19 protein-coding genes are annotated in these 21,029 nt (G+C 70.4%); 10 read left to right on the top strand and 9 right to left on the bottom strand.

Annotated features, from left to right (window positions below; translation table 11 throughout):
- Positions 1-12: 12 nt before the first annotated feature.
- Positions 13-3,525, bottom strand: coding sequence for an AfsR/SARP family transcriptional regulator (locus tag IF11_RS0118285; protein WP_030352693.1), 3,513 nt, complete (start codon positions 3,523-3,525; stop codon positions 13-15).
- Positions 3,526-3,567: 42 nt separating this feature from the next.
- Positions 3,568-4,095 carry a DUF6578 domain-containing protein gene (locus tag IF11_RS0118280; protein ID WP_051746033.1) on the bottom strand — a complete coding sequence of 176 codons (528 nt, stop codon included), beginning with the start codon at positions 4,093-4,095 and terminating at the stop codon, positions 3,568-3,570.
- 128 nt (positions 4,096-4,223) lie between these two features.
- On the opposite strand from IF11_RS0118280, the gene IF11_RS0118275 reads away from it, so the two are divergent.
- The gene (locus tag IF11_RS0118275; protein WP_030352691.1) at positions 4,224-5,033 is read left to right on the top strand and encodes a site-2 protease family protein; all 810 of its coding nucleotides are present in this window, start codon (positions 4,224-4,226) and stop codon (positions 5,031-5,033) included.
- Here the strand turns inward: IF11_RS0118275 and IF11_RS0118270 are convergent.
- The 4 genes from IF11_RS0118270 to IF11_RS0118260 all read right to left on the bottom strand — a co-directional run bounded on the left by IF11_RS0118270 (position 4,981) and on the right by IF11_RS0118260 (position 10,404).
- Positions 4,981-5,889: a Dyp-type peroxidase gene (locus IF11_RS0118270; RefSeq protein ID WP_240627517.1), complete on the bottom strand. Its 909-nt coding sequence runs from the start codon at positions 5,887-5,889 to the stop codon at positions 4,981-4,983. The genes IF11_RS0118275 and IF11_RS0118270 overlap by 53 nt on opposite strands.
- Positions 5,890-6,234: 345 nt before the next feature.
- The gene (locus tag IF11_RS37835) at positions 6,235-6,744 is read right to left on the bottom strand and encodes a DUF4265 domain-containing protein (RefSeq protein WP_030352689.1); all 510 of its coding nucleotides are present in this window, start codon (positions 6,742-6,744) and stop codon (positions 6,235-6,237) included.
- 294 nt (positions 6,745-7,038) lie between these two features.
- Entirely contained in the window at positions 7,039-7,431 is a 393-nt protein-coding gene (locus IF11_RS40930; protein ID WP_133243175.1) for a hypothetical protein, read from the bottom strand.
- A gap of 15 nt (positions 7,432-7,446) precedes the next feature.
- Positions 7,447-10,404, bottom strand: a complete 2,958-nt coding sequence (locus IF11_RS0118260) for an RHS repeat-associated core domain-containing protein (protein WP_165840609.1) — start codon at positions 10,402-10,404, stop codon at positions 7,447-7,449.
- A gap of 178 nt (positions 10,405-10,582) precedes the next feature.
- On the opposite strand from IF11_RS0118260, the gene IF11_RS0118255 reads away from it, so the two are divergent.
- A complete protein-coding gene (locus IF11_RS0118255; RefSeq protein WP_030352687.1) occupies positions 10,583-10,777 on the top strand; it encodes a hypothetical protein in 195 nt (64 codons plus the stop codon).
- Between the two features lie 65 nt (positions 10,778-10,842).
- Here IF11_RS0118255 and npdG read toward each other — a convergent pair whose 3' ends face one another.
- Positions 10,843-11,553: an NADPH-dependent F420 reductase gene (gene npdG, locus IF11_RS0118250; RefSeq protein WP_030352686.1), complete on the bottom strand. Its 711-nt coding sequence runs from the start codon at positions 11,551-11,553 to the stop codon at positions 10,843-10,845.
- 94 nt (positions 11,554-11,647) lie between these two features.
- Between npdG and IF11_RS0118245 the strand changes: the two genes are divergently transcribed.
- The gene (locus IF11_RS0118245; RefSeq protein WP_030352685.1) at positions 11,648-12,256 is read left to right on the top strand and encodes a hypothetical protein; all 609 of its coding nucleotides are present in this window, start codon (positions 11,648-11,650) and stop codon (positions 12,254-12,256) included.
- A 94-nt stretch (positions 12,257-12,350) separates the two neighbouring features.
- On the top strand, positions 12,351-13,637 hold the full coding sequence (locus IF11_RS0118240) for an MFS transporter (protein WP_030352684.1): 1,287 nt from the start codon (positions 12,351-12,353) through the stop codon (positions 13,635-13,637).
- 19 nt (positions 13,638-13,656) lie between these two features.
- Here the strand turns inward: IF11_RS0118240 and IF11_RS0118235 are convergent, their stop codons facing one another.
- Entirely contained in the window at positions 13,657-13,908 is a 252-nt protein-coding gene (locus tag IF11_RS0118235; RefSeq protein ID WP_206300571.1) for a hypothetical protein, read from the bottom strand.
- A gap of 58 nt (positions 13,909-13,966) precedes the next feature.
- Here IF11_RS0118235 and map point away from each other — a divergent pair, with 58 nt between their 5' ends.
- A complete protein-coding gene (gene map / locus IF11_RS0118230; RefSeq protein WP_030352682.1) occupies positions 13,967-14,824 on the top strand; it encodes a type I methionyl aminopeptidase in 858 nt (285 codons plus the stop codon).
- A gap of 162 nt (positions 14,825-14,986) precedes the next feature.
- Positions 14,987-15,601, top strand: coding sequence for a biliverdin-producing heme oxygenase (locus IF11_RS0118225; protein WP_051746031.1), 615 nt, complete (start codon positions 14,987-14,989; stop codon positions 15,599-15,601).
- Between the two features lie 78 nt (positions 15,602-15,679).
- Here IF11_RS0118225 and IF11_RS0118220 read toward each other — a convergent pair whose 3' ends face one another.
- Entirely contained in the window at positions 15,680-16,333 is a 654-nt protein-coding gene (locus IF11_RS0118220; RefSeq protein ID WP_030352680.1) for a PhzF family phenazine biosynthesis protein, read from the bottom strand.
- Between the two features lie 372 nt (positions 16,334-16,705).
- Here IF11_RS0118220 and efeO point away from each other — a divergent pair, with 372 nt between their 5' ends.
- From efeO to IF11_RS0118200, 4 genes are read left to right on the top strand one after another with little or no spacing between them, the layout of a single operon-like run.
- Positions 16,706-17,848 carry an iron uptake system protein EfeO gene (gene efeO, locus IF11_RS0118215; RefSeq protein WP_030352679.1) on the top strand — a complete coding sequence of 381 codons (1,143 nt, stop codon included), beginning with the start codon at positions 16,706-16,708 and terminating at the stop codon, positions 17,846-17,848.
- Between the two features lie 11 nt (positions 17,849-17,859).
- Positions 17,860-19,164, top strand: a complete 1,305-nt coding sequence (efeB, locus tag IF11_RS0118210) for an iron uptake transporter deferrochelatase/peroxidase subunit (RefSeq protein ID WP_051746030.1) — start codon at positions 17,860-17,862, stop codon at positions 19,162-19,164.
- Between the two features lie 21 nt (positions 19,165-19,185).
- Positions 19,186-20,154, top strand: coding sequence for an iron uptake transporter permease EfeU (efeU, locus tag IF11_RS0118205; protein ID WP_030352677.1), 969 nt, complete (start codon positions 19,186-19,188; stop codon positions 20,152-20,154).
- The gene (locus IF11_RS0118200; protein ID WP_240627617.1) at positions 20,075-21,025 is read left to right on the top strand and encodes an SCO2278 family lipoprotein; all 951 of its coding nucleotides are present in this window, start codon (positions 20,075-20,077) and stop codon (positions 21,023-21,025) included. Before efeU ends, IF11_RS0118200 begins: the two co-directional genes overlap by 80 nt.
- Positions 21,026-21,029: the final 4 nt, after the last annotated feature.

Here is a 21,029-nt window from a genome sequence, read left to right as displayed (position 1 = left end):
AATCCGGCGGATTCAGCGTCCGGCGAGGGCGGTGGCCTCCTCCAGCGTGAGGCCGCCGCCCTCGGCGCGGGCCTGCTCGAACGCGGTGTCGCCGAGCAAGGCCGCCGCGGTCTCGCGCGCGCTCTTCTCGATATGCCGCTCCGTGAACGTGGGGTAATGCCCGGCGGGCGCCAGCGCCTCGTACGCGCCGATCAGCCGGGCCGCGTCCCGTCCACGCTCCCGGTCGCCCGTTTCGGCGGCCAGACCGCCCAGCGCCCAGGCGACCGTCGTCAGATGGACCGCGACCATCTCGGGGGCGACCATGAGCGAGAGCGGCGACAGCGCCGCCTCCAGGGCCATGCGGGACGCGTCCAGCGCCGTGGCGTAACGGCCGTCCGAGCAGTCCAGCCAGGCGAAGACGCCCTGGACGAAACCCCCGAAGATGGCCAGCGTCTCGGAACGGAACACATCGAGCAGCATGTTGAGCTGTTCACGCGCCTCGTCCCCGCGTCCGGTATGGCCCAGCCACAGCGCGAGAAAGAGCCGGGCCGCGGGCCGCGCCTCGTGCCAGGTGTCCTGCCCCTCGGCCAGCACCTCACGGAGGATGCGCTCGCCCTCCTCGCCCTGGCCGGTCTCGAACATGGTCGCCGCCAGCCGGGAGCGCAACAGCGCGACCTGGCTCTGCGCGCCGAGCCCCTCGGCGTGGGCGATCGCGGCCCGGTAGTCATCGGCCGCGAGACCGTACTCCCCGGCCCCTTCCCTGGCCTCGCCCCGTGCGGACAGCGCCTCGACCGCGCCCCAGGTGTCGCCGAGCCGCTGAAAGATCTCCAGGCTGCGGTCGGCGTCCCGGCTCGCGCCCCCGGACCAGTTGCCGCGGTTCGAGTAGATATTGGCCCGTGCGTGCAGCGCGCCGGCCAGCTCCCACTCGTAACCGAGCCTTTCGCAGGCCCGTACGGTCTCGTCCACGACCCGTTTCAGCCCGTCCGAATCCCCGGTGAGCATGTACGCGAAGATCCACAGCGTGCCGGGGAACCGGCAGGTCTGCGGAAGCCCGGGGCGGTAGGCACCGGCGACCTCGCGCAGCCACGCGTGCCGCTCGGGTGTGGTCCAGTCCTCCGCTTCGTGATTCATGCTGACGATCCCGATCAGCCGCACCTGGCGCCGGGCCTCCTGGAGCACTTCGGGGGCCATGGGCGGTGGCGTGTCCGTGCACCGCTGCGAGATGGCGGGAGCCGGCTCCACGGGCGGGGCGAACGGGTCGGGTCCCAGACCCGCGGCGGCCCCCGCCCAGTGACGGGCGTCGGCGCGCAGATCGAGCATCTGCCAGAGCCAGCCGAGGGAGAGTACGAGACAGAGCGCCTCCTGCTCGTCGTGGGCGGCGACGGCGCGGCGCAGCGCGGTGCGCAGATTCTCGTACTCCAGCTGGAAGCGGGCGATCGCGGCGTGCTGGCCGGGCCCGCGCAGTACGGGGTCGGTGGTACGGGCCAGCTCCCGGTAGTACACGAGATGGCGGCGCTCGGCGGCGGCCCGGTCACCGGCCTGGTCGAGCCGCTCGGCGGCGTACTCCGCGACGGTTTCCAGCAGCCGGTAGCGCATGTCGCCGTCCGGCGCGGGGGCGGCGACGACGAGCGACTTGTCGATGAGCGAGCCGAGCAGCCGGGCGACGTCCGGGGACGCGACGCGGTGCGGGGCGGCCGGGGCGTACGTGCCGCGCGGGGCGTCCGGGGCGTACGTGCCGCGCGGGGCGTGCGGGGCGTGCGGGGCGTGCGGGGCGTGCGGGCCACCCGGGCCGTCCGGTCCGGCCGGCTCATCCGCGCAGACCGACTCGGCGGCCGTCAGTCCACAGCCGCCCGCGAAGACCGACAGCCGCCGCAGTACGGCGCGTTCGGACGCGTCGAGCAGGTCCCAGGACCAGTCGACAACCGCGCGCAGCGTCTGCTGGCGCGGCAGGACCGTCCGGCTCCCGCTGGTCAGCAGCCGGAAACGGTCATCGAGACGATCCGCGATCTGACGCGGAGTCAGCATCCGCAACCGCGCCGCCGCCAGCTCGATCGCCAGCGGCAGACCATCCAGCCGACGGCAGATCTCCGCCACCGCCTCCATATCCCCCGCGGCGTCGAACCCCGGCCGCACCGCCCGCGCACGCTCCGCGAACAGCTGATGCGCCGGATCCGGCGGCAACGGCTCCACCGGCCGCACCCACTCCCCCGGCACCCCCAACGGCTCACGACTGGTCGCCAGGATGGTCAACTCCGGACAGCGGGCGAGCAGTTCCTCGGCAAGGGCGGCAGCGGCCCCGATTACATGCTCGCAGTTGTCGAGGAGCAGCAGCATGCGCCGGCGCGCGCAGTGCTCGGCCAGCCGCATGAGCGGCTCACCGGCGTGCCGGTCGGCGGCCCGCAGCTCCTCGGCCCCGGCGCCCCGCAGTACGGTCTCCCGCGCTCCGAGCGAGGTCAGTACGGCCTCGGGCACGGTCTCCGGATCGTTCACGGGGGCCAGTTCGGCGAGCCATACGCCGTCGGGCCACCCCTCGGCCATCAGCTCGGCGGCCTCCTGCGAGAGCCGGGTCTTTCCCGCTCCGCCGGGGCCGAGCAGGGTGACGAGCCTGGCGCGGCCCAGATCGCCGCGGATGGCTTCGATATCGCCTTCGCGCCCCACGAAGCTGGTCAGCCGTGCGCGGAGGTTGCCGGGCGGTGCGGCGGGGCGCGGGGCCCGGACCGGCGGGTGGGTACGGGCGGGGGACGTGGCCGTCGTACGGCCGGACCGCCCGCCGCCCCCGGCCCGCCCGTCGGACGCGGAGGTCCCATCGATCCCGCCGGACCCGTCGGCGCCCCGGAGCAACTCCTCGTGCAGGGAGCGCAGTTCCGGGCCCGGGTCGGTGCCGAGCCGGGCCGCCAGCGCGCGGCGCACCCGGTCGTACGCGGCCAGAGCCTCGGCCGGGCGTGCCGCATCGCGCAGGGCGCGGATACGGAGCGCCTGGAGCGGCTCGTCGAGCGGGAACTCACCGCAGAGCGCGGCCAGTTCGGGCAGCGCGTCCTCGGCGCGGCCGAGGGCGAGCGCGGCCGTGAGCCGCGCCCTGCGGGCCTCCAGCCGGCGGGTCTCCCAGCGGGCCGCCTCGGTCGTACGGTCGGGGAGGTCGGCCAGCGCGGGACCGCGCCAGAGCGCCAGTGCCTCGTCGAGAAGGCTCGCCGCCTTGGTCGCGTCACCGTCCGCCAGAGCCCGCGCGCCCTCCCCGGCGAGCCGGCCGAAGCGGTGGAGATCGATGTCCTCCTCGTCGGCGCGGAGCAGGTAGCCGCCCTCCACGGACGAGACGGCCGCGGGCCCGAGCGCCCGCCGCAGCCGCCCGACCAGCGCCTGGAGCGCGCCCACCGCGTCGGCGGGCGGATCACCGTCCCAGACCTCGTCGACGAGTTGGGCGACCGGCACCGTACGGCCGGGCCGCAGGGCGAGCACCGTCAGCAGCGCACGCAGCCGCGCACCGCCGAGGGCGACGGGGGTGCCGTCGTCGTGCAGTGCCCGTGTGGTGCCGAGGAGCCGGTAGCGCATCCGCCCATTGTCCGTGAACGCCGCCTGGAAGGCCGACCCTATTTACTCTGTCGCGAGTCCGACCAGCACGCCGGTCGCGTCGCGCCGGTAGCCCTCTCGCCGGGGTGCGGGCGGCTGGGCGAGCGTGGAGAACCACTTGGGGCAGGTGTCGACCGGGCTCAGCCACCGCTCGTCCGGCACCGCCTCGTACGCCCCTGACCCGGCGCGGTCCACGGCGTACCCCTGGGTGACGACGTGGAGGGAGCGGACCGTACCGACGCTGAGCGAAACGCCTGGGATCGTCCCGCCGTGCCGCTCCACCGAGAGATATCCGCTCAGCTCGGCGCCCTTCCCGACGGGGTCGTCCCCGGTCCAGACCGCGACGAGTCCGGGCCCCCGGACGAGGGTCGTACCGTCCCCGGCCGTGCCGTCCGGCGCCTCCAGCGTGGTGAGGCAGTCCTGCCAGGTCCGGGCGTCGCGGGCGGACGAGGGCAGCATCAGCAGCGGCCAGGACACCTCGTCGCCGACAGAGAAGGGCTGGCCGCAGCACTCCATCTGCCAGCTGTCGTACATGATCTTCCACATCGCCATACGACGAGCCTCCCCGGAACCGGGACCCGTTGGCCAGACGTTATCGGCGTGGCCGGACGTTTCCGCTCTGCCCGCTGTACGGTCGGGCGACGCCGACCGCCGTCCCGCGCCCCCGAGGAGACCCATCCATGACCACCGCCTCCTCCCGCCGCAGCGACCGGCGGATCTCCCCGGTCTTCCTGGGGATCGCCGCTGTCACGGCGGTCTCGGGCTGGGCCGTGTGGACGGACTTCGCGGCGAACATCCGGATCGCCGTCTTCCTGTTCGTCACCGGCGCCTGGATCGTCTCGCTCTGCCTGCACGAGTACGCGCACGCCCGTACCGCGCTGCACAGCGGGGACATCTCGATCGGAGCGAAGGGCTATCTGACGCTCAACCCCCTCAAGTACACGCACGCGCTGCTGTCCATCGTGCTGCCGGTGATCTTTGTGATCCTGGGCGGTATCGGTCTGCCCGGCGGCGCGGTCTTCATCGAGCGCCACCGCATCCAGGGCCGCTGGCGGCACAGCCTGATCTCCGCGGCCGGCCCGCTGACGAACGTACTGTTCGCCCTCGTCTGCACGGCCCCCTTCTGGCTCAACGCCCTCTCCGGCGTCCCGACGGGCTTCCGCTACGCCCTGGGCTTCCTCGCCCTGCTCCAGATCACCGCGGCGATCCTCAACTTCCTGCCGGTCCCGGGCCTCGACGGCTACGGGGTGGTCGAGCCCTGGCTCTCGTACAAGTTCCGCCGCCAGGTGGAGCCGTTCGCCCCGTACGGACTGCTCGCCGTCTTCGTCCTGCTCTTCTTCATCCCCGAGGTGAACGCGGCCTTCTTCGACCTGATCCACACGATCCTGCGCGGGCTGGGTGTCTCGGAGCTGGACAGCTACTGCGGACGCGATCTCTTCAGCTTCTGGACCACGAGGAACGAATTCGTCTGCGGCCCGGTCGGGCAGTAGCTACCACCCCGACCGGCCCGCTGGACCCCTGGAGGAGTGCGTCGATCCAGTGGTCGCCCGGGGGCGGGACGAAGTAGTAGCCGCCGCCGGTGGTCAGCAGATACTTGGCCATGGCCTCACCCTCCAGCCGCTTCTGCACGGCCTCGAACCCCTTCGCCAGATCGCGCTGAAAGCACGAGAAGACCAGCCCCGTGTCACCATCGCCCCGGTCATAGCTGTAACTGCGCCGTACGAGCGGCGGCGGATCACGGCGGTCGGGCGCGGCAAGCCGTACATGCGAGTCGAGCGGGGTGAGCCGGCCCTTGGGATCGGCCGCGAAATTCGGCTCCTCACCCGCGGGCGCCCCGTCCAGCCACCGCCCGTCACGACGACGCCCGATGATCCGCTCCTGCTCGGACACGGAGTCCTTGTCCCACAGCTCGGTCGCGAACCGGATGATCCGTACGACCTGATAACTCCCGCCCACAGCCCACTCCGGCTCACCCTGACCAGCCCGTACGAGGGCGCGGTCCGCGGTCTCCCCGTCACCGGCCGGATTCCCGAACCCCTCAGTGAAATGGAAGGGATTACGGGCCAGCCCCCGGCCACCCTCTTCCCGGTTCTCAGCCCGGAACCCCTCGATCCGCCACCGCTCCCGCCACCCCGGAACAGCGGGCAACAACCCCTCGACCGCCGCCCGCACATCGACGGCCCGGTCCCCCGCCACCTGCACGAGCACATCACCGTGCGACCGCGCCGGATCCAGCAAACCCCCGACGAACACGGGCATCTCGACCAACTGACGCGGACGGTTCGCGGCAGCCCCGAAGGCCCCCACCGCCAGCCCCACCCCGACGGTTACCCCGGCCCGTTCCACAGCCCGCAAGCCGGAAACCAACTCCCGCAGGATTGCCCGGGATTCACCCCCGCGAGCCCCGCGATCGAGCGCGACCATCACCACCCGCCCCTCCGGCCGCACCCCCCGCAACTGCACCGGCATCCGTCCCCCCGGACCTCCGCCCCGGCTCCCGTCACCGGCAGCACCACTCTCGGCACCGGCCCGCACGCCATAGACGGCAGCACCCCCCACCGCGAGCCCGGCCGCCGACGAAGCAAACAGCAAAGATCTCCGTCTGACCACGCGCATTCTCCCCCCGGGCATAATTCACCACACCGAACAGCGGAGCCGAAACCGGCCGCCCCCAACAGATTCACTTCACACCTATCTAAAATTCTTGCTATCACTCCACTCCCAGAAAGCGCTCCCATTTTCAATTTCCCCCTGCACGGAATCGAAGACCGGCTGCATCACCGAGATGTCGGGGACATCGATCGCGACATGACGATCACCGTTCCATTCACTCAGAAGCCCGGCGGACTCCACAGCGCCACGCAGCACAGATCGACTGTCCACCGAAGGCCGAGGCTCCGCGAAAAACACTCGGAGGGCCCGACGACCTGACTTGCTGATCAAACTGCCGACGGTGTCCGCCCCACTCCTCCTCACCACGTCACCCAGCGCGAGACCATAGGCATAAAAGGGGATGCAACAAACCTCATAGCCGCCGCCTTCGTCGAGTTCCCGAAGCCACAACTGCTCGAACATCCCTCCGAGGTCGAACGGGGCCAGGTCGACCATGGCCATGTAGTTCTGCTCACACCTCCATGCTGGGTCCTCATGGCTCACGTAGGTGACCCCGTCGATCGTGACCTGCAAGATGTCCTCCGCCATCAATCAGGAAATGGATTTGCGGCGGGCCACAACTCGACCCGCCGCATTAAATCTACGGAATCATTCCAGGGATTGACACTGCGGCCTGCATATTGGCCGGCCACCACGGAGGTGGCCATTGTCCCGAGTAGTTCGGCGGCGGATTCATCGGAGCCACCCTGTCTCACTTGGAGCTATTACAGAAGACACAAGCGGGCGTGGTGTTCGCATCTGTAAGGTCGCCACCACGGACCCGGGGTCGGCGTGGCGCCCTCGCAACCTACCGAACTGACTGTCATCGTCAGGAATTGTGGATTACCACGATTCATCGCCAGTCAGAACGATCACTACCTCATCGGGCTCATCGGTGCCGTCTCCATAGACATCGACTTGATTTTCTACATTCGGAACGGGAATCAGCAACTTCACCGATTCATTCGGATCCGAAATCTCAAGAGACGCTTGAGGAAGTATCAATTTTCCCGCGTACGCAAGGACTTTTCCGCTCGGCCGGTAAGGCCCTTGCACGCATTGGACTGATGCTGGACCGCTGGCAGCTTGCTGGATCGAAATGAACAGGGAGTCCGTACCACCGTGAACAACATCGGTCGCAGGGTCCCAGCTTTCATGCGTGTCACTGCTCCCGGGTGCGGCAGCAACAACAAGGCCATGCGCGAATCTCGTCGTACACGAGGCGAAGAGCATCATTGAATCCACCTACTGTTATGGTTTCCACACCGGGAAGTCATAGTACTCCTTGAGCAGCGTGCGCACGATCCCGCCCTGCTGTTTGGAACATGCCTTGCAGTGCGGATACAGAGTCCACGGACCGTTGGGCGCGAGCTTATTCGGCGGATTGTGGTCACCAGTCCAGTGACCGTCTTTGTATCCCGATTTGGCCGCCCCGCATGAAGCGCAGCCATTTCGGTCACCGAACTCGTTCATCATCCGCTGCTCGTGAGCCAGGACAGTGTCACCGCGTTCAGCGGTCACTCCTTCTGCTTTCTGGCCCTTTATCGCCGGCCCAAGAGTCACATTGCAGAGCGAATCTTCGTTGACGTTGTGCACGAGTACCGGTGTGGCGCCCGCCAGCGCGTAGTACGTGTGGAGGTCGTCGACCGTGAGGTTGTAGACCGCCGTCGACTGCGTGCTGTGGCTGATCGCCGTGATCTGGGCCCAGGTGCCGGAGCTCGTGCGGAGCCACTGGCCCGGCTGGAGGTCGCCGGCGTCGGTCCATTCCTTCACGTCAGGGAGCCAGAAGGGGTGGCCGTCGGTCGCGGTGATCTTGGCGGGGTTACCGTCAGAGCTCTCGACGGTGATGTCCGTCAGGGATTTGTCGCCGGATCCCTGGATCAGGGTGGTGACCTCGCGCGGGCCGGTCTCGCCGCTTTGCGGGTCCGTCGCGAGGACCTTGTCGCCGACCCGTACGTCCTTGATGGGTTTGCGGGTGCCGTCGGCCATCAGGACCGGGGTGTCGCCGGTGAAGCTGTTCTTGCAGCCGATGCGGCCCGCGAGCTTGCCGCCGCCCGCCGTGCCGAGCATTCCGCTCAGACATCCCAGGGCCGCCGAGGAGCCGACCTGGCCCCAGTTGACCTTGCGACCCGAGAGGCGCTGGGTGAGCCAGTCGAGGCCGCCGTCGAACAGGGCGCCGCCGACGCAGCCGATCAGGAGGGGGTTGTTGCCCGACGGATCGGTGTACGTCGTGGGTGAACTCAGCGCGTACTGATAGAGGTTGGCGCCGCCCGCGAACCCGATGGGGTCCTGGGAGATGAAGCGGCCGGTCTCGGGATCGTAGTAGCGGTTGCGGTAGTAGAGCAGGCCCGTGCCGTCGCTCTCACGGCCGGTGAAGGTGTACGGGTTGCCCGACTCGGCACCCGACGCCGCCGGCTGCCCGTACGGGTCGTACGTATAGCGGGTGGCGACCGTACCGTCCTGGTCAGCGAGGCCCACGACCGTACCGAGGGCATCGGTCAGATAGATCTGGGTCCGGCCGCCCTCCGTGCGGGTCAGGTACTCGTCCAGGCCGGAGGTGGCCACCGTGGCCGTCGTCTCGCCCGAACCCGACTGTTCCGCCAGGGGGTTGGAGCCGTCCGTGAGGAATCTCCGCGTGGTACCGCCGAGCGTCCTGGCTGAACGCGTGCCCAGCGGGTCGTACGCGAAAGTGCTGCTCCGGCCGCCCGCGCCCGTCTCGGTCAGCCCTGTCAGTTCACCCCGGGCGTTCCAGTCGTACGTCCGCTTGCCATCGGACGTCAGCTGCCCCTCGGCGTCGTACGTGAAGGACCGGCCGTTGAACGTCGTGAGCCGGTTGTCCTTGCCGTAGACCGCGCCCGTCTCGGCCGCCGGGAGGGCGATGCTCGCGAGGGAGCCGGTCAGACCGGTCTGGAGTCCGCGTTCGTCGCGGGTGTAGGTGAGGTCGCCGACGGTGGCCCCGGCGCGGGTGTAGGAGATGCCCGTGGTCGTGCCGGTCTTGTCGTAGCCGGTGGTGCGGGTGAAGCCGCCGGGCAGGGTCGCGGTCTTCTCGCGGCCCACCGCGTCCAGGCCGAAGGTGACGGCCTGGCCGCCGGTGGTGACCGAGGTGAGGATGCCGGAGGTGTCGTAGCCGTAGGCCGTGGTCGTCCCGGCCGCCGTCATCTCCTTGCGGCGGTCCGCGCCGTCGTAGTCGTAGCCGACGGTGCCGGTCGGGCCGGTGACGGTCCTGGTCCGGTCGTAGGCGTCGTACGTGAAGGACTGCGTGCCGGACACCGTGTCGGTGACGGTCTTGGGCAGGTCGACACCGTCGTAGGCGTACGTGACCGTCGACTGCGCCTGGCCCGCCGCGTCCACACCGTACTTGGCGTTCTTGGCCCGGCCCAGCAGGTCGTACTCCGCGGTGGCGACCTGGCCAGCGCGGCTGGTGACCTTGGCCAGTTGCCCCGCAGGGTCATAGCCGAAGAGCGCCCGCGCCCCGAGCGGGTCGGTGGCCGATATGGGGCGGTCGGCGGTGTCGTACGCCCAGGTGGTGGCGTTGTTCCTGGCGTCGGTCAGGGTGGTGAGGTTGCCGTTGTCGTCGTAGTCGAGGGCGGTGGTGTGGCCGAGCGGGTCGGTGACCTTCCGGGCCTGGTTGAGCACGTCGTACGTGAGGACCGTACGCGCGCCGGACGCGTCCGTCGTGACCACCGGCCGGCCCGCGGCGTCCAGGAACTGGCCGCCCGTGCCTCCCTCGGCGTCCTTGACCTCGGTCAACTCGCCGTATTGATAGGTGTATTCGGTCACGGCGCCCGACGCGTCCGTGACCGTCTTCACCTGCCCGTCGGGGGTGTGGGTGAGAGTGGTGGCCCGGCCCTCGGGGTCGGTCACCGTCCGCAGATCACCGGCGGAGTCATAGCCGAGTGTCGTGGTCTTGCCCAGCGGGTCGGTCAGGGTGGTGGGCTGGTCGTACGGGCCGTCGTACACCGCCGTTCCGGAGGTACGGGCCTGTGGTGTGCCCGCCAGCTCCTTCGCCGAGGTCACATAGCCGTTGGCGTCGTAGGTGAGTTCGGTACGGCGGCCGTACGGGTCGGTGACCGCGTCGATCCGGTGGTAGGAGCCGCGTTCGTACACCGTCTTGCGCGCCAGCGTGCTGCCGTGCGCCCGCGTGTCCGACACGCCGTAGCCGTCCGCGTCGAACTCCACCCGGCGCACCGCGCCGCCCGGCTGCGTCACCGTCGCCGAAGACGCCCGACGTGCCAACGCGGTGCAGGAGACATCTGGGAGGTCGGAGGGGCAGCGTCACAGGGCCGGCGAGGAGGTGGCCGGGCGGCGGTGGGACGTTCCCGGGCATGGGGGACACTGGAGCGCGAACGACGACAGCCCACGACGCCCCCGACAGGAGCCGACCCCCATGCCCCGCCTCGCTCTGTACGCCCTCGCCGTCTGCGTCCTCACCGTCGCCGCGGCCGTGGTCTCCTTCGTCCAGGGGAACTGGCTCGGCATCGTGTGGGTGCTGCTGGCCGGGCTGTCGTCCAACATGGCCTGGTACTACGTACGCAAGGCGAGGGCCGAGCGCGAGGCACGTACGGCGACGGCCGCGGGCTGACGGCGCGGGCCGCCCGGCCCGCGCCTCCCCCATAGCTATATACGTACGCCCCTATACGTACGTCCCTACACGTCCGTCACGCGCAGGCCCGCGTGCGCCTTGTAACGGCGGTTCACCGAGATCAGGTTGGCCACCAGCGACTCCACCTGGTGGGCATTGCGCAGCCGGCCCGCGAAGACCCCGCGCATGCCCGGGATTCGGGCCGCCAGCGCCTGAACGAGATCGGTGTCCGCGCGGGCCTCGCCGAGCACCATCACATCCGTGTCGATCCGCTCGACCTCCGGGTCCTGGAGCAGCACCGCGGAGAGATGGTGGAAGGCCGCGGTCACCCGGGACTCCGGCAGCAGGGCGGCGGCCTGCTCGGCGGCGCTGCCCTCCTCCGGCTTCAGCGCGTACGCGCCCCGCTTGTCGAAGCCGAGCGGGTTGACGCAGTCGACGACGAGCTTGCCCGCCAGCTCCTCCCTGAGGGCCTCCAGGGTCTTGGCGTGTCCCTCCCACGGCACGGCGACGATGACCACGTCGCTGCGGCGCGCGCACTCGGCGTTGACCAAGCCCTCGACGTCGTTGCCCAGTTCGGCCGCCGCCGTCTCCGCCCGCTCGGCGACCCGGGATCCGATGATCACTTTCTGTCCGGCCCTCGCCAGCCGGTAGGCGAGCCCGCGCCCCTGGTCGCCGGTGCCGCCGAGTACGCCGACGACGAGACCTGAGACGTCCGGGAGGTCCCAGGGGTCCTTGGCGGGGGGCTTGGGGGTGCTGCCACTGTCCGTTGAAGTCATGGTCACGACCCTACTTGCCGGTACAAGGTCACGTTCGGGTGAGCCGCCTCCGACCGCCCACGCCGCGTATCCGACTGCGGCAGGATGCGGGCCCATGGATGCCGTACGCGTCGCACTGCTGCGTGAAGTACTCGCCGGAACGGAATGGCCGTCCGCGACCCGCCGGTTCGCGGGGGCGCTGCGTGCCTCCGTCGTGTCGCAGGGCGGCGGGCTGCTGCTCGTCGGGACGGAGGAGTACGAGCCGTGGCATCTCACCGCGCATCTCGTGGACGAGGCGGCGTGGTCGGGGCAGCCGGAGCTGACGCCCACGCTGGTACGGCACCGGGTGCGCTCCGGGGACCCGGCGCATCTGGCCATCGGCCTGGGCCGTCTTGAGGCGGCCGGCCGGGGCGAGACGCTGCTCGTCGTGGCGCCGGAGCGGCCGGACACCGGGCTGCTTGAGCGGGTCCACGGCGCGCGCCGGGCCGGGGCGACGGTGCTGTCGTTGGACGGCGGGGACGAGGAGGTGCGCGGGCTGGCGCACGACGCCCTGTCGGTGGACGCGGTGGCAGCCAACGGCGTGGATCTGGACACCGTGCAGCATCTGGTGAGCGCGGCGGCCGGGGAGAACAGCCTGCCGGGGCCGCGCGGGCGGCGGCGGTTCCGGGACCGGCTGTCCCGGCTGGCCGACCAGCTGACGGCGCCGCCGCCGGCCCGCTGGTGAGCCCCACCCGCCGGTAAGCCCCACCCGCTGATGAGGGCCGGCGGGACCTAATTCGGTTGCCCGATCCACGCGTCCGCACCGAGCATGGCCTCTCGTGACCAAGAAGCTCGGCGCGATACTGCCGGATCTCTCCCCGCTGCGTTCCTCCCGGGAATTCCGGCTGCTCTGGGTGCAGGGGCTGGTGACGAACTTCGGCAGTTTCATGGCGATGATCGCGCTGCCGCTCCAGATCAAGGACCTCACCGGATCGCCGCTCGCCGTCGGCGCGATGGGCGCGGTGGAGCTGGTGCCCCTGGTGGTCTTCGGGCTGTACGGCGGAGCGCTCGCCGACGCCGTCGACCGGCGCAAGGTCATCCTGCTCACCGAGGCGGGGCTCGGGGTGCTCGCCGCCGTCCTGCTGGTGAACGCGCTGCTTCCCGAGCCGCTGCTGTGGCCGCTGTACGTGGTGGCGGCCGGGGTGTCCGCGCTGGCGGGGCTGCAACGGCCGGCGCTGGACTCGCTGATGGCGCGGATCGTCCCGCACGACCAGCTCACCGCGGCCGCCGCGCTCAACGCCGTGCGCTGGCAGCTCGGCGCGATCGCGGGGCCCGCGCTGGCCGGGCTGGTCGTCGCGTACGCCGGTCACGGCACGGCGTACGGGGTGACGATCCTGGGCTTCGCCGTCTCCGTAGTGCTCTGTCTGCGGCTCTCGCCCGCGCCCGCCGCGCACGACGCGGAGGCGCCGTCCCTGCGGGGCATCGTGGAGGGGGCCCGGTACGCCTGGAGCAGACCGGTGCTGCTGGGGACGTACGCGATCGATCTGGCCGCCATGTTCTTCGCCTTCCCGAATACGGTCTTCCCGTTCCTCGCGGACGATCTGGACGCGGAGTGGGCGCTCGGTCTGATGTACGCGGCGGGGTCGGTCGGCTCGGTGGCGCTCAGTCTGACCAGCGGCTGGACCTCACGGGTCCGCAGACACGGCCTCTTCGTGGTGTTCGGCGCGGCGGGCTGGGGGCTGGCGATCACGGCCGCGGGGTGGTTCTCGAACATCTGGGTGGTGCTGGTCTGTCTGGGGCTCGCGGGCGCGGGCGACATGCTCAGCGGTCTGGGCCGCTCGACCATCTGGAACCAGACGATCCCGGAGGAGCTGCGCGGCCGGCTCGCGGGCATCGAGGTGCTCTCGTACAGCGTCGGACCGCAGCTCGGCCAGATCCGCGCGGGCGCGATGGCGGGCTGGACGGGCACCCGCCCCGCCATATGGGGCGGCGGGCTGGCCTGTCTGGCCTCGGTGGGGGTGCTCGCGGCGGTGCTGCCGAGGCTGGTGACATACGACGCGGAGACGGACGAGGACGCCCTGCGCCGCCGCGCCCAGAAGGAAGCGGCGAAGGCGACGGCGGCCTGATCCGGTGCCTCGTATCCCGTCAGGCGGGCGGGTTCGTGTCCTCCCCGGCCCCGGCCTCACCCTTGGACGCGTCGTGCCAGCGCGGATCCGTCTCCCACTCCAGATTGCGCTCCTGGGCCGTCTGCATCGCGTGCTCCGCCTCCTGGCGGCTCGCGTACGGCCCGAAGCGGTCCTTGGCGGGGCATTCGGGCCCCTCCTCGACCTTCTGGTGCTTCAGGCAGTAGTACCACTCGCCGGGCTTGCCGACCGTGCGCTTCTTGAACAGGGCCATCATCGGCTCCTTCCTCTGACGCCATGCTGCCCCACCGCCGCTCGTTAGACTCGCCGGCATGTCTGGCCAGTCACTGCTCGTACCAGGCGAGCTCTCTCCCGTCCGTTCCGTTCCCGGAAACATCAGGCGCCCCGAATACGTCGGGAAGCCCGCTCCCACCCCGTACACCGGGCCGGAAGTGCAGACCGCCGAAACCATCGAGCTGATGCGGATCGCGGGCCGCGTCGCCGCGCAGGCGATGGAGGAGGCCGCGAAGCACATCGCGCCCGGCGTCACCACGGACGAGCTGGACCGGGTCGCGCACGAATTCATGTGCGATCACGGCGCCTATCCGTCGACGCTCGGCTACCGAGGCTTCCCCAAGTCCCTCTGTACGTCCGTCAACGAGGTCATCTGCCACGGAATCCCGGACTCCACGGTGCTCCGCGACGGCGACATCGTGAACCTGGACGTGACCGCGTATCTCAACGGGGTGCACGGCGACAACAACGCCACCTACTTCTGCGGGGATGTCGACGAGGAGTCGAAGCTCCTGGTGGAGCGGACCCGCGAGGCACTGAACCGCGCCATCAAGGCCGTACGGCCCGGCCGGCAGATCAATGTGATCGGGCGGGTCATCGAGTCGTACGCCAAGCGGTTCGGCTACGGAGTCGTCAGGGACTTCACCGGGCACGGGATCAATGCGTCCTTCCACTCCGGGCTGATCATCCCGCACTACGACAGCCCGCACGCCACCACTGTCATCCAGCGGGGCATGACCTTCACCATCGAGCCGATGCTCACGCTCGGTACGTACGAGCACGACATGTGGGACGACGGCTGGACCGTCGTGACCAAGGACCGCAAGCGGACCGCGCAGTTCGAGCACACGCTGGTGGTGACGGAGACGGGGGCCGAGATTCTCACCCTGCCCTGAGGTTGCCGACCCGCTGGGGCGGGGTAGCGTTTTTACCGACAGGACGTCGGGAACTGGTTGACTTAGGTAAGCCTAAGTAAGAGTATCGGTCATGGCGGTCGCCCGTGCCGCCGGCGCCGGCACCCGCCTGCTCCCGTCCCCCTCGGTCCCCGGAGGCCCGCCTTGGACGCACCCGCCACAGCCACCCCGTTCTCCACGCTCATCCGCGTCGCCTCGCACGCACAGCACACGGAGGCGGAGACCTCGACATTCATGAGCGATCTGCTGGGTGGCAGGCTCGGGGTGGACGCGTACACGCGCTACACCGAGCAGCTGTGGTTCGTGTACCGCGCGCTGGAGGGCGCCTCGGAGGCGCTGCGGGAGGACCCGGTCGCCGGGCCCTTCATCCAGCGCGAGCTGGAGCGCACGCCCGAGCTGGAGCGCGATCTGGCGCATCTGCGCGGGGCGGGCTGGCGTACGGGCCTGGAGCCGCTGCCCGCGACCGCCGCGTACGCCGCGCGGGTCGAGGAGTGCGCGCGCTCGTGGCCGGGAGGCTTCGTGGCGCACCACTACACCCGGTATCTCGGGGACCTGTCCGGCGGCCAGATCATCCGTGCCAAGGCGGAGAAGACCTGGGGCTTCGCCCGCAAGGGAGACGGCGTCCGCTTCTATGTCTTCGAGGGGATCGCCAACCCGGCCGCGTTCAAGCGGAGTTACCGCGAGCTGCTCGACCGGGTGGCGGCGGACGATCTGGAGAAGCAGCGGATCATCGACGCGCCTGACCGCGTGAGCGCCTGACCGCGTGAGCGCCTGACCGCGTGAGCGCCTGACCGCGTGAGCGCCTGACCGCGTGAGCGCCTGACCGCGTGGGCGGCGTCAGTGGGCCGTGAGCAGCCGCACACGGCCGCCGATCTCGATCGATCCATCAGGGCCGGGGGCCGTGATCAACTGCGACCCGCGGCCCTGTGTGATGTTCAGGGCGCGGCCCAGCTCCGCCGTGAGCAGCAGCGCCGCCGCGCCGGTCGCCTCGTCCTCGGCGATGCCGTCGTCGCGGCGCGGGAAGGCGCGGGCCCTGACCCGCCCGGCGGCCTCGTCCTCCCAGGCCCAGGCGTAGAGCCAGCCCTCACCCGGCGGCGGGGCGGGCAGCGCGTCGACCTCGGCGGCCGTGGCGTACTGCCGGAGCGTGCGCGGCGGCGCCCATTCCGGGCGGGCGGTGATCCAGGTGAACTCGCCGTCCTGGCGCACCCACACCTCGCCCGCGGGCGGGTTCACGGTCTCCAGATCCAGCAGCCAGGCCGCACCGACGAGCGGATGCCCGGCGAAGGGCAGCCGCAGCCCCGGCGTATAGATATCGACCACACCGCGCTCGGGGTCGTCGACGAACACGGTCTCGCTGTAGCCGAGTTCGGCCGCGATGGCCTGCCGGGCCGCCCGGTCGGGGTGATGACGCCCCTCGCGGACGACACCGAGCGTATTGCCGTGCCGGCCGTCGGCCCCGCAGAAGACGCTGAGTACGTCGATGTCAGTCACGCAGGCATTTAAGCACCGCCGTTGAACGGCGCGGATTCGACCGGCGCGCGGCAGGGCACCGCGTGGTGCCCTGCCGTGGCGTGGGGGGCCTGGTTACTCGGCCCGCCAGCCCGTCGAGTTCTTCCCGCCCCCGCACCGGCGTTCCGCTGGTCGTCCCGAAGCGCAGGCCTTGACCTGCGCTTGACCTCGCCATGGGGCGCTCTGGGTGCCACCGTGACCTGCTCGTATCCGGGGCAAGGCAGTGAGAGCCGAATCACTGCGTGGACGGTCACGGCACAGGTAAGGCTCAGTTAAGTTAGGGCCGCCTCACTTCCGTACCAGCCGTATTCCCGACCTCTTTCCCGCCCGATTCCAGCCATCGTGGAGCCCCGCATGCGACCTGTCCGCCTCTCCGTCGTCACCGCCACCGCGGCGGTGGCCGCCCTGACCGCCGTGACGGGCTGCGCAGAGAAGAGCGACGCGAAGGCCGGTGACGGCGCCGTCCAGGTGACCGCCGCGGACGACTCCTGCGAGGTCTCCAAGAAGGAGTTCCCGGCGGGCCATGTGGAGCTGGCCGTCGAGAACAAGGGCACGAAGATCACCGAGGTCTATCTGCTCTTCCCTGACGACCGGATCGTCACCGAGCGCGAGAACATCGGCCCGGGTACGAAGGCCAAGATCACCGCCGAGGTGAAGGCCGGTTCGTACGAGATCGCGTGCAAGCCCGGGATGAAGGGCGACGGCATCCGCCAGAAGGTCACGGTCACCGGCGGCACCGCCGCCGCCAAGCGCAGCCCGGAGATGGACGCGGCCGTCGCCGCGTACCGCAAGTACGTCCAGACGCAGGCCGACGAGACGCTGCCGAAGGTCAAGGTCTTCACCGACGCCGTGCGCGCCGGTGACCTGGAAGCCGCGAAGAAGGCGTACGCGCCCTCCCGTATCGGCTGGGAGCGCACCGAGCCGGTCGCCGAGTCCTTCGGCGACATCGACCCGAAGGTCGACGTACGCGCCGACGGCCTGGAGACCGGGCAGAAGTGGACGGGCTGGCACCGGCTGGAGAAGGAACTCTGGCAGGACAAGAAGCTCGGCCCGGACGCCAAGGCGCTCGCAAACGCGCTCGACAAGGACCTCGCCGACTGGCAGCAGCGGGTCGGCAAGGCCGAGATCACCCCGACCTCGATGGCCAACGGCGCCAAGGAACTCCTCGACGAGGTCGCCGCCGGCAAGGTCACCGGCGAGGAGGAGCGCTACAGCCACACCGACCTGGTCGACTTCAAGGGCAACGTCGAGGGCGCGCAGCACTCGTACGAGCTGCTCAAGCCGGTCGCCTCGAAGAACGACCCGGCGCTGGTGACGGAGCTGGACAAGCGGTTCGCCGCGCTCAACAAGCTGCTGGACACATACCGCGACGGCCCGGACTCGTACGAGTTCACCTCGTACGAGAAGGTCGGCAAGGCGGAGCGCAAGGAGCTCTCGGACGGTGTGAACGCACTGGCCGAGCCGCTCTCCAAGCTCGCCGCCGCCGTCGTCAAGTAGGGCCGCGCACCATGCCTTTCGACGACAGCACGGACGACACCACACCGGACGAGAAGCCCGACAAAGAGCACGACGCGAAGACGGCACCGACTCCGCCGTCCCGCCGCGCGCTGCTCGGCTGGGGCGGTGCCGGGCTCGCGCTCGGCGCCGCCGCGGCCGGTGGCGCCATGGCGGCGGTACGGGACGGTGACACCGCCGCGCCCGCCGCCGAGTCCGGTGCGGCGGTCCCCTTCCACGGCCGTCACCAGGCCGGAATCGCCACCGACGTCCAGGACCGGCTGCACTTCGCCGCGTTCGATGTGACAACGGAGGACCGCGCGGAGCTGGTCCAGCTGCTCAAGGACTGGACGCGGGCCGCCGAGCGGATGACGGCGGGACACGCCGTCGGCGAGGGCGCGTACGGCGGTCTCCCCGAGGCCCCGCCCGACGACACCGGCGAGGCGCTCGGCCTCAAGCCGTCCCGGCTCACGCTCACCGTCGGCTTCGGTCCCGGCCTCTTCGCCAAGGAGCGGTTCGGGCTGGCGGAGCGGCGCCCGGCCGCGCTCGTCGAGCTGCCCAAGTTCCCCGGTGACAACCTCGATCCGGCACGCGGCGGCGGCGATCTCTGTGTCCAGGCGTGCGCGGACGATCCGCAGGTCGCCGTGCACGCGATCCGCAATCTGGCCAGGATCGGCTTCGGGAAGGTCGCGGTGCGCTGGTCGCAGCTCGGCTTCGGCAAGACGTCGTCGACCACGCCCGGCGCCCAGACCCCCCGTAATCTCTTCGGCTTCAAGGACGGCACCAGCAATATCGCCGGTACGGACACCGCCGCCCTGGACAAGCATGTCTGGGTGTCGGAGGCGGACGGCCCCGGCTGGCTGGCCGGCGGCTCGTATCTGGTCGCCCGCCGGATCTCGATGCGGATCGAGACCTGGGACCGTACCTCCCTCCAGGAGCAGGAGGACGTCTTCGGCCGGGACAAGGGCGAGGGCGCGGCGGTCGGCAAGGCGCGCGAGCACGACAAGCCCAACCTGAAGGCGATGCTGCCGACATCGCATGTACGGCTGGCGCATCCGGACTCCCACCACGGGGCGCGGATGCTGCGCCGCGGCTACTCCTTCACGGACGGTACGGACGGCCTCGGCCGGCTCGACGCGGGGCTGTTCTTCCTGGCGTACCAGCGCGACGTACGGGACGCGTTCATCCCCGTACAGCGGTCACTGGCGCGCTCCGACGCGCTCAACGAATACATCCAGCACGTGGGTTCAGCGGTCTTCGCGATCCCGCCGGGCGTCCGGGACAAGGACGACTGGTGGGGCCGGGCCCTGATCTCCTGATATCGGAAAGGGAGTTCCGACGTGTTCGGAAACTATCTGATCGGTCTGCGCGAGGGCCTTGAGGCCAGTCTCGTGGTCTGCATCCTGGTCGCGTATCTGGTCAAGACGGAGCGGCGCGACGCGCTGCGCCCCATCTGGCTCGGGATCGGCGTCGCGGTCGTCATCGCGCTCGGTTTCGGCTTCGGGCTCGAATTCGGCTCGCAGGAGCTGACGTTCGAGGCGAAGGAGGCGCTCGGCGGCTCGCTGTCGGTCCTCGCGGTGGCGCTGGTGACCTGGATGGTCTTCTGGATGCGGCGTACGGCGCGGCATCTGAAGACGGAGCTGCACGGCCGGCTGGACGCGGCGCTCCAGATGGGTACGGGCGCGCTGGTCGCGACGGCGTTCCTGGCCGTGGGCCGGGAGGGGCTGGAGACCGCGCTGTTCGTCTGGGCGTCGGTACGGGCCTCTTCGGACGGCAGCCACGCGCCGCTGATCGGGGTGCTGCTCGGTATCGCCAGCGCGGTGGTGCTCGGCTGGCTCTTCTACCGGGGCGCGCTGCGCATCAATCTGGCCAAGTTCTTCACCTGGACCGGCGGGATGCTGGTGATCGTCGCGGCCGGTGTGCTCGCGTACGGCGTCCATGACCTCCAGGAGGCGCGCTTCCTGGGCGGCCTGTCCAGCAAGGCGTTCGACATCAGCACGACGATCCCGCCGGACAGCTGGTACGGCACGCTGCTCAAGGGCGTGTTCAACTTCCAGCCGGACCCGACGGTCCTTCAGGTCATTGTCTGGTGCCTGTATCTGATCCCGACGCTCGCGCTGTTCCTGGCGCCGGTAGGGTTGGGGCCGGTCAGTGGGGGTCAAGGAGCAGAGGCGGCCGATGAGCAGGCTGGGAAGGCCGATTCGGGCAGCGGCGGGGCTCGCGACGGTGATGGTGCTGTCGCTGACGGCGAGCGGGTGCGTGACGGTGCACGGGGAGCTGGCGGTTCTGCCGTCGGCGGACCGGAGTGAGGCCGCGCGGGCGCTGAAGGATTTCACCGACGCGTACAACGCGGCGGACAAGGCGTACGATCCGGCGCTCGACGCGGGCCGGGTGACCGGCGCGCTGGGCGCGATCAACCAGGCGGGGCTCAAGGCGCGCAGCATCACGAGCCCGGACGGCAACCCGGCGCATCAGCCGCTGGAGCTGGCCGACGCGAAGTTCACCATCCCCAAGAAGGCGGGCTGGCCGCGCTGGTTCGTCGCGGACACCGACAGCAACCGCGACACGGACGACGGCGGCCCGCAGGACACACGCTGGGTGCTGGTCTTCGTGCGCAACGGGCCCGACGAGCGGTGGAAGGTGCCGTATCTGACGATCCTCGCCGCGAACGAGGTCCCGGACTTCGCGACCGACAAGGACGGCTGGGGCGAACCGGTGGCGCCGGACAGCGAGGGGCTGGCGTTGGCGCCGGGGAAGCTGAGCGCCGCGTACGCCTCGTATCTGCGCGACGGTACGGCGAAGACCTTCGCTGACGGGCCGCATACGAACGGATGGCGGGAGGCCCGGGAGAAGAACGCGCGGCTGCCCGGTCTGGTCACGCAGTATGTCGACCAGCCGCTGGCCGAGGGCGACTTCGCCCCGCTGGGGCTGGCGACGAAGGACGGCGGGGCGCTGGTCTTCTTCGCCACGCGGCACTTCGAGCGGCAGACGGGCGCGCAGGGTGTGACGCCGCGGGTGAACGCGGATGTCAAGGCGCTGCTGACGGGCGAGATACGGAACACGGTCACCAAGGAGTGGGTCTCCAGCCAGGTGGCGCTGGTCCCGCGCGCCGGGTCGGACACGCCGACGGTGGAGGTGGCGAGCCGCCTTCAGGGGGTCACGGGCGCGAAGGGGTCGTAGTCGG

Source organism: Streptomyces scopuliridis RB72 (assembly GCF_000718095.1).
Taxonomy (GTDB): domain Bacteria; phylum Actinomycetota; class Actinomycetes; order Streptomycetales; family Streptomycetaceae; genus Streptomyces; species Streptomyces scopuliridis.
This window is presented reverse-complemented; position numbering and strand designations above follow the sequence as displayed.

Excerpts from the sequence above, each read along its gene's own strand:
- IF11_RS0118285 (WP_030352693.1), bottom strand. The coding sequence starts at position 3,525 with ATGCGCTACCGGCTCCTCGGCACCACACGGGCACTGCACGACGACGGC.
- IF11_RS0118280 (WP_051746033.1), bottom strand. The coding sequence starts at position 4,095 with ATGGCGATGTGGAAGATCATGTACGACAGCTGGCAGATGGAGTGCTGC.
- IF11_RS0118275 (WP_030352691.1), top strand. The coding sequence starts at position 4,224 with ATGACCACCGCCTCCTCCCGCCGCAGCGACCGGCGGATCTCCCCGGTC.
- IF11_RS37835 (WP_030352689.1), bottom strand. The coding sequence starts at position 6,744 with ATGGCGGAGGACATCTTGCAGGTCACGATCGACGGGGTCACCTACGTG.
- IF11_RS40930 (WP_133243175.1), bottom strand. The coding sequence starts at position 7,431 with ATGATGCTCTTCGCCTCGTGTACGACGAGATTCGCGCATGGCCTTGTT.
- IF11_RS0118255 (WP_030352687.1), top strand. The coding sequence starts at position 10,583 with ATGCCCCGCCTCGCTCTGTACGCCCTCGCCGTCTGCGTCCTCACCGTC.
- npdG (WP_030352686.1), bottom strand. The coding sequence starts at position 11,553 with ATGACTTCAACGGACAGTGGCAGCACCCCCAAGCCCCCCGCCAAGGAC.
- IF11_RS0118245 (WP_030352685.1), top strand. The coding sequence starts at position 11,648 with ATGGATGCCGTACGCGTCGCACTGCTGCGTGAAGTACTCGCCGGAACG.
- IF11_RS0118235 (WP_206300571.1), bottom strand. The coding sequence starts at position 13,908 with ATGGCCCTGTTCAAGAAGCGCACGGTCGGCAAGCCCGGCGAGTGGTAC.
- map (WP_030352682.1), top strand. The coding sequence starts at position 13,967 with ATGTCTGGCCAGTCACTGCTCGTACCAGGCGAGCTCTCTCCCGTCCGT.
- efeO (WP_030352679.1), top strand. The coding sequence starts at position 16,706 with ATGCGACCTGTCCGCCTCTCCGTCGTCACCGCCACCGCGGCGGTGGCC.
- efeB (WP_051746030.1), top strand. The coding sequence starts at position 17,860 with ATGCCTTTCGACGACAGCACGGACGACACCACACCGGACGAGAAGCCC.
- IF11_RS0118200 (WP_240627617.1), top strand. The coding sequence starts at position 20,075 with ATGGTGCTGTCGCTGACGGCGAGCGGGTGCGTGACGGTGCACGGGGAG.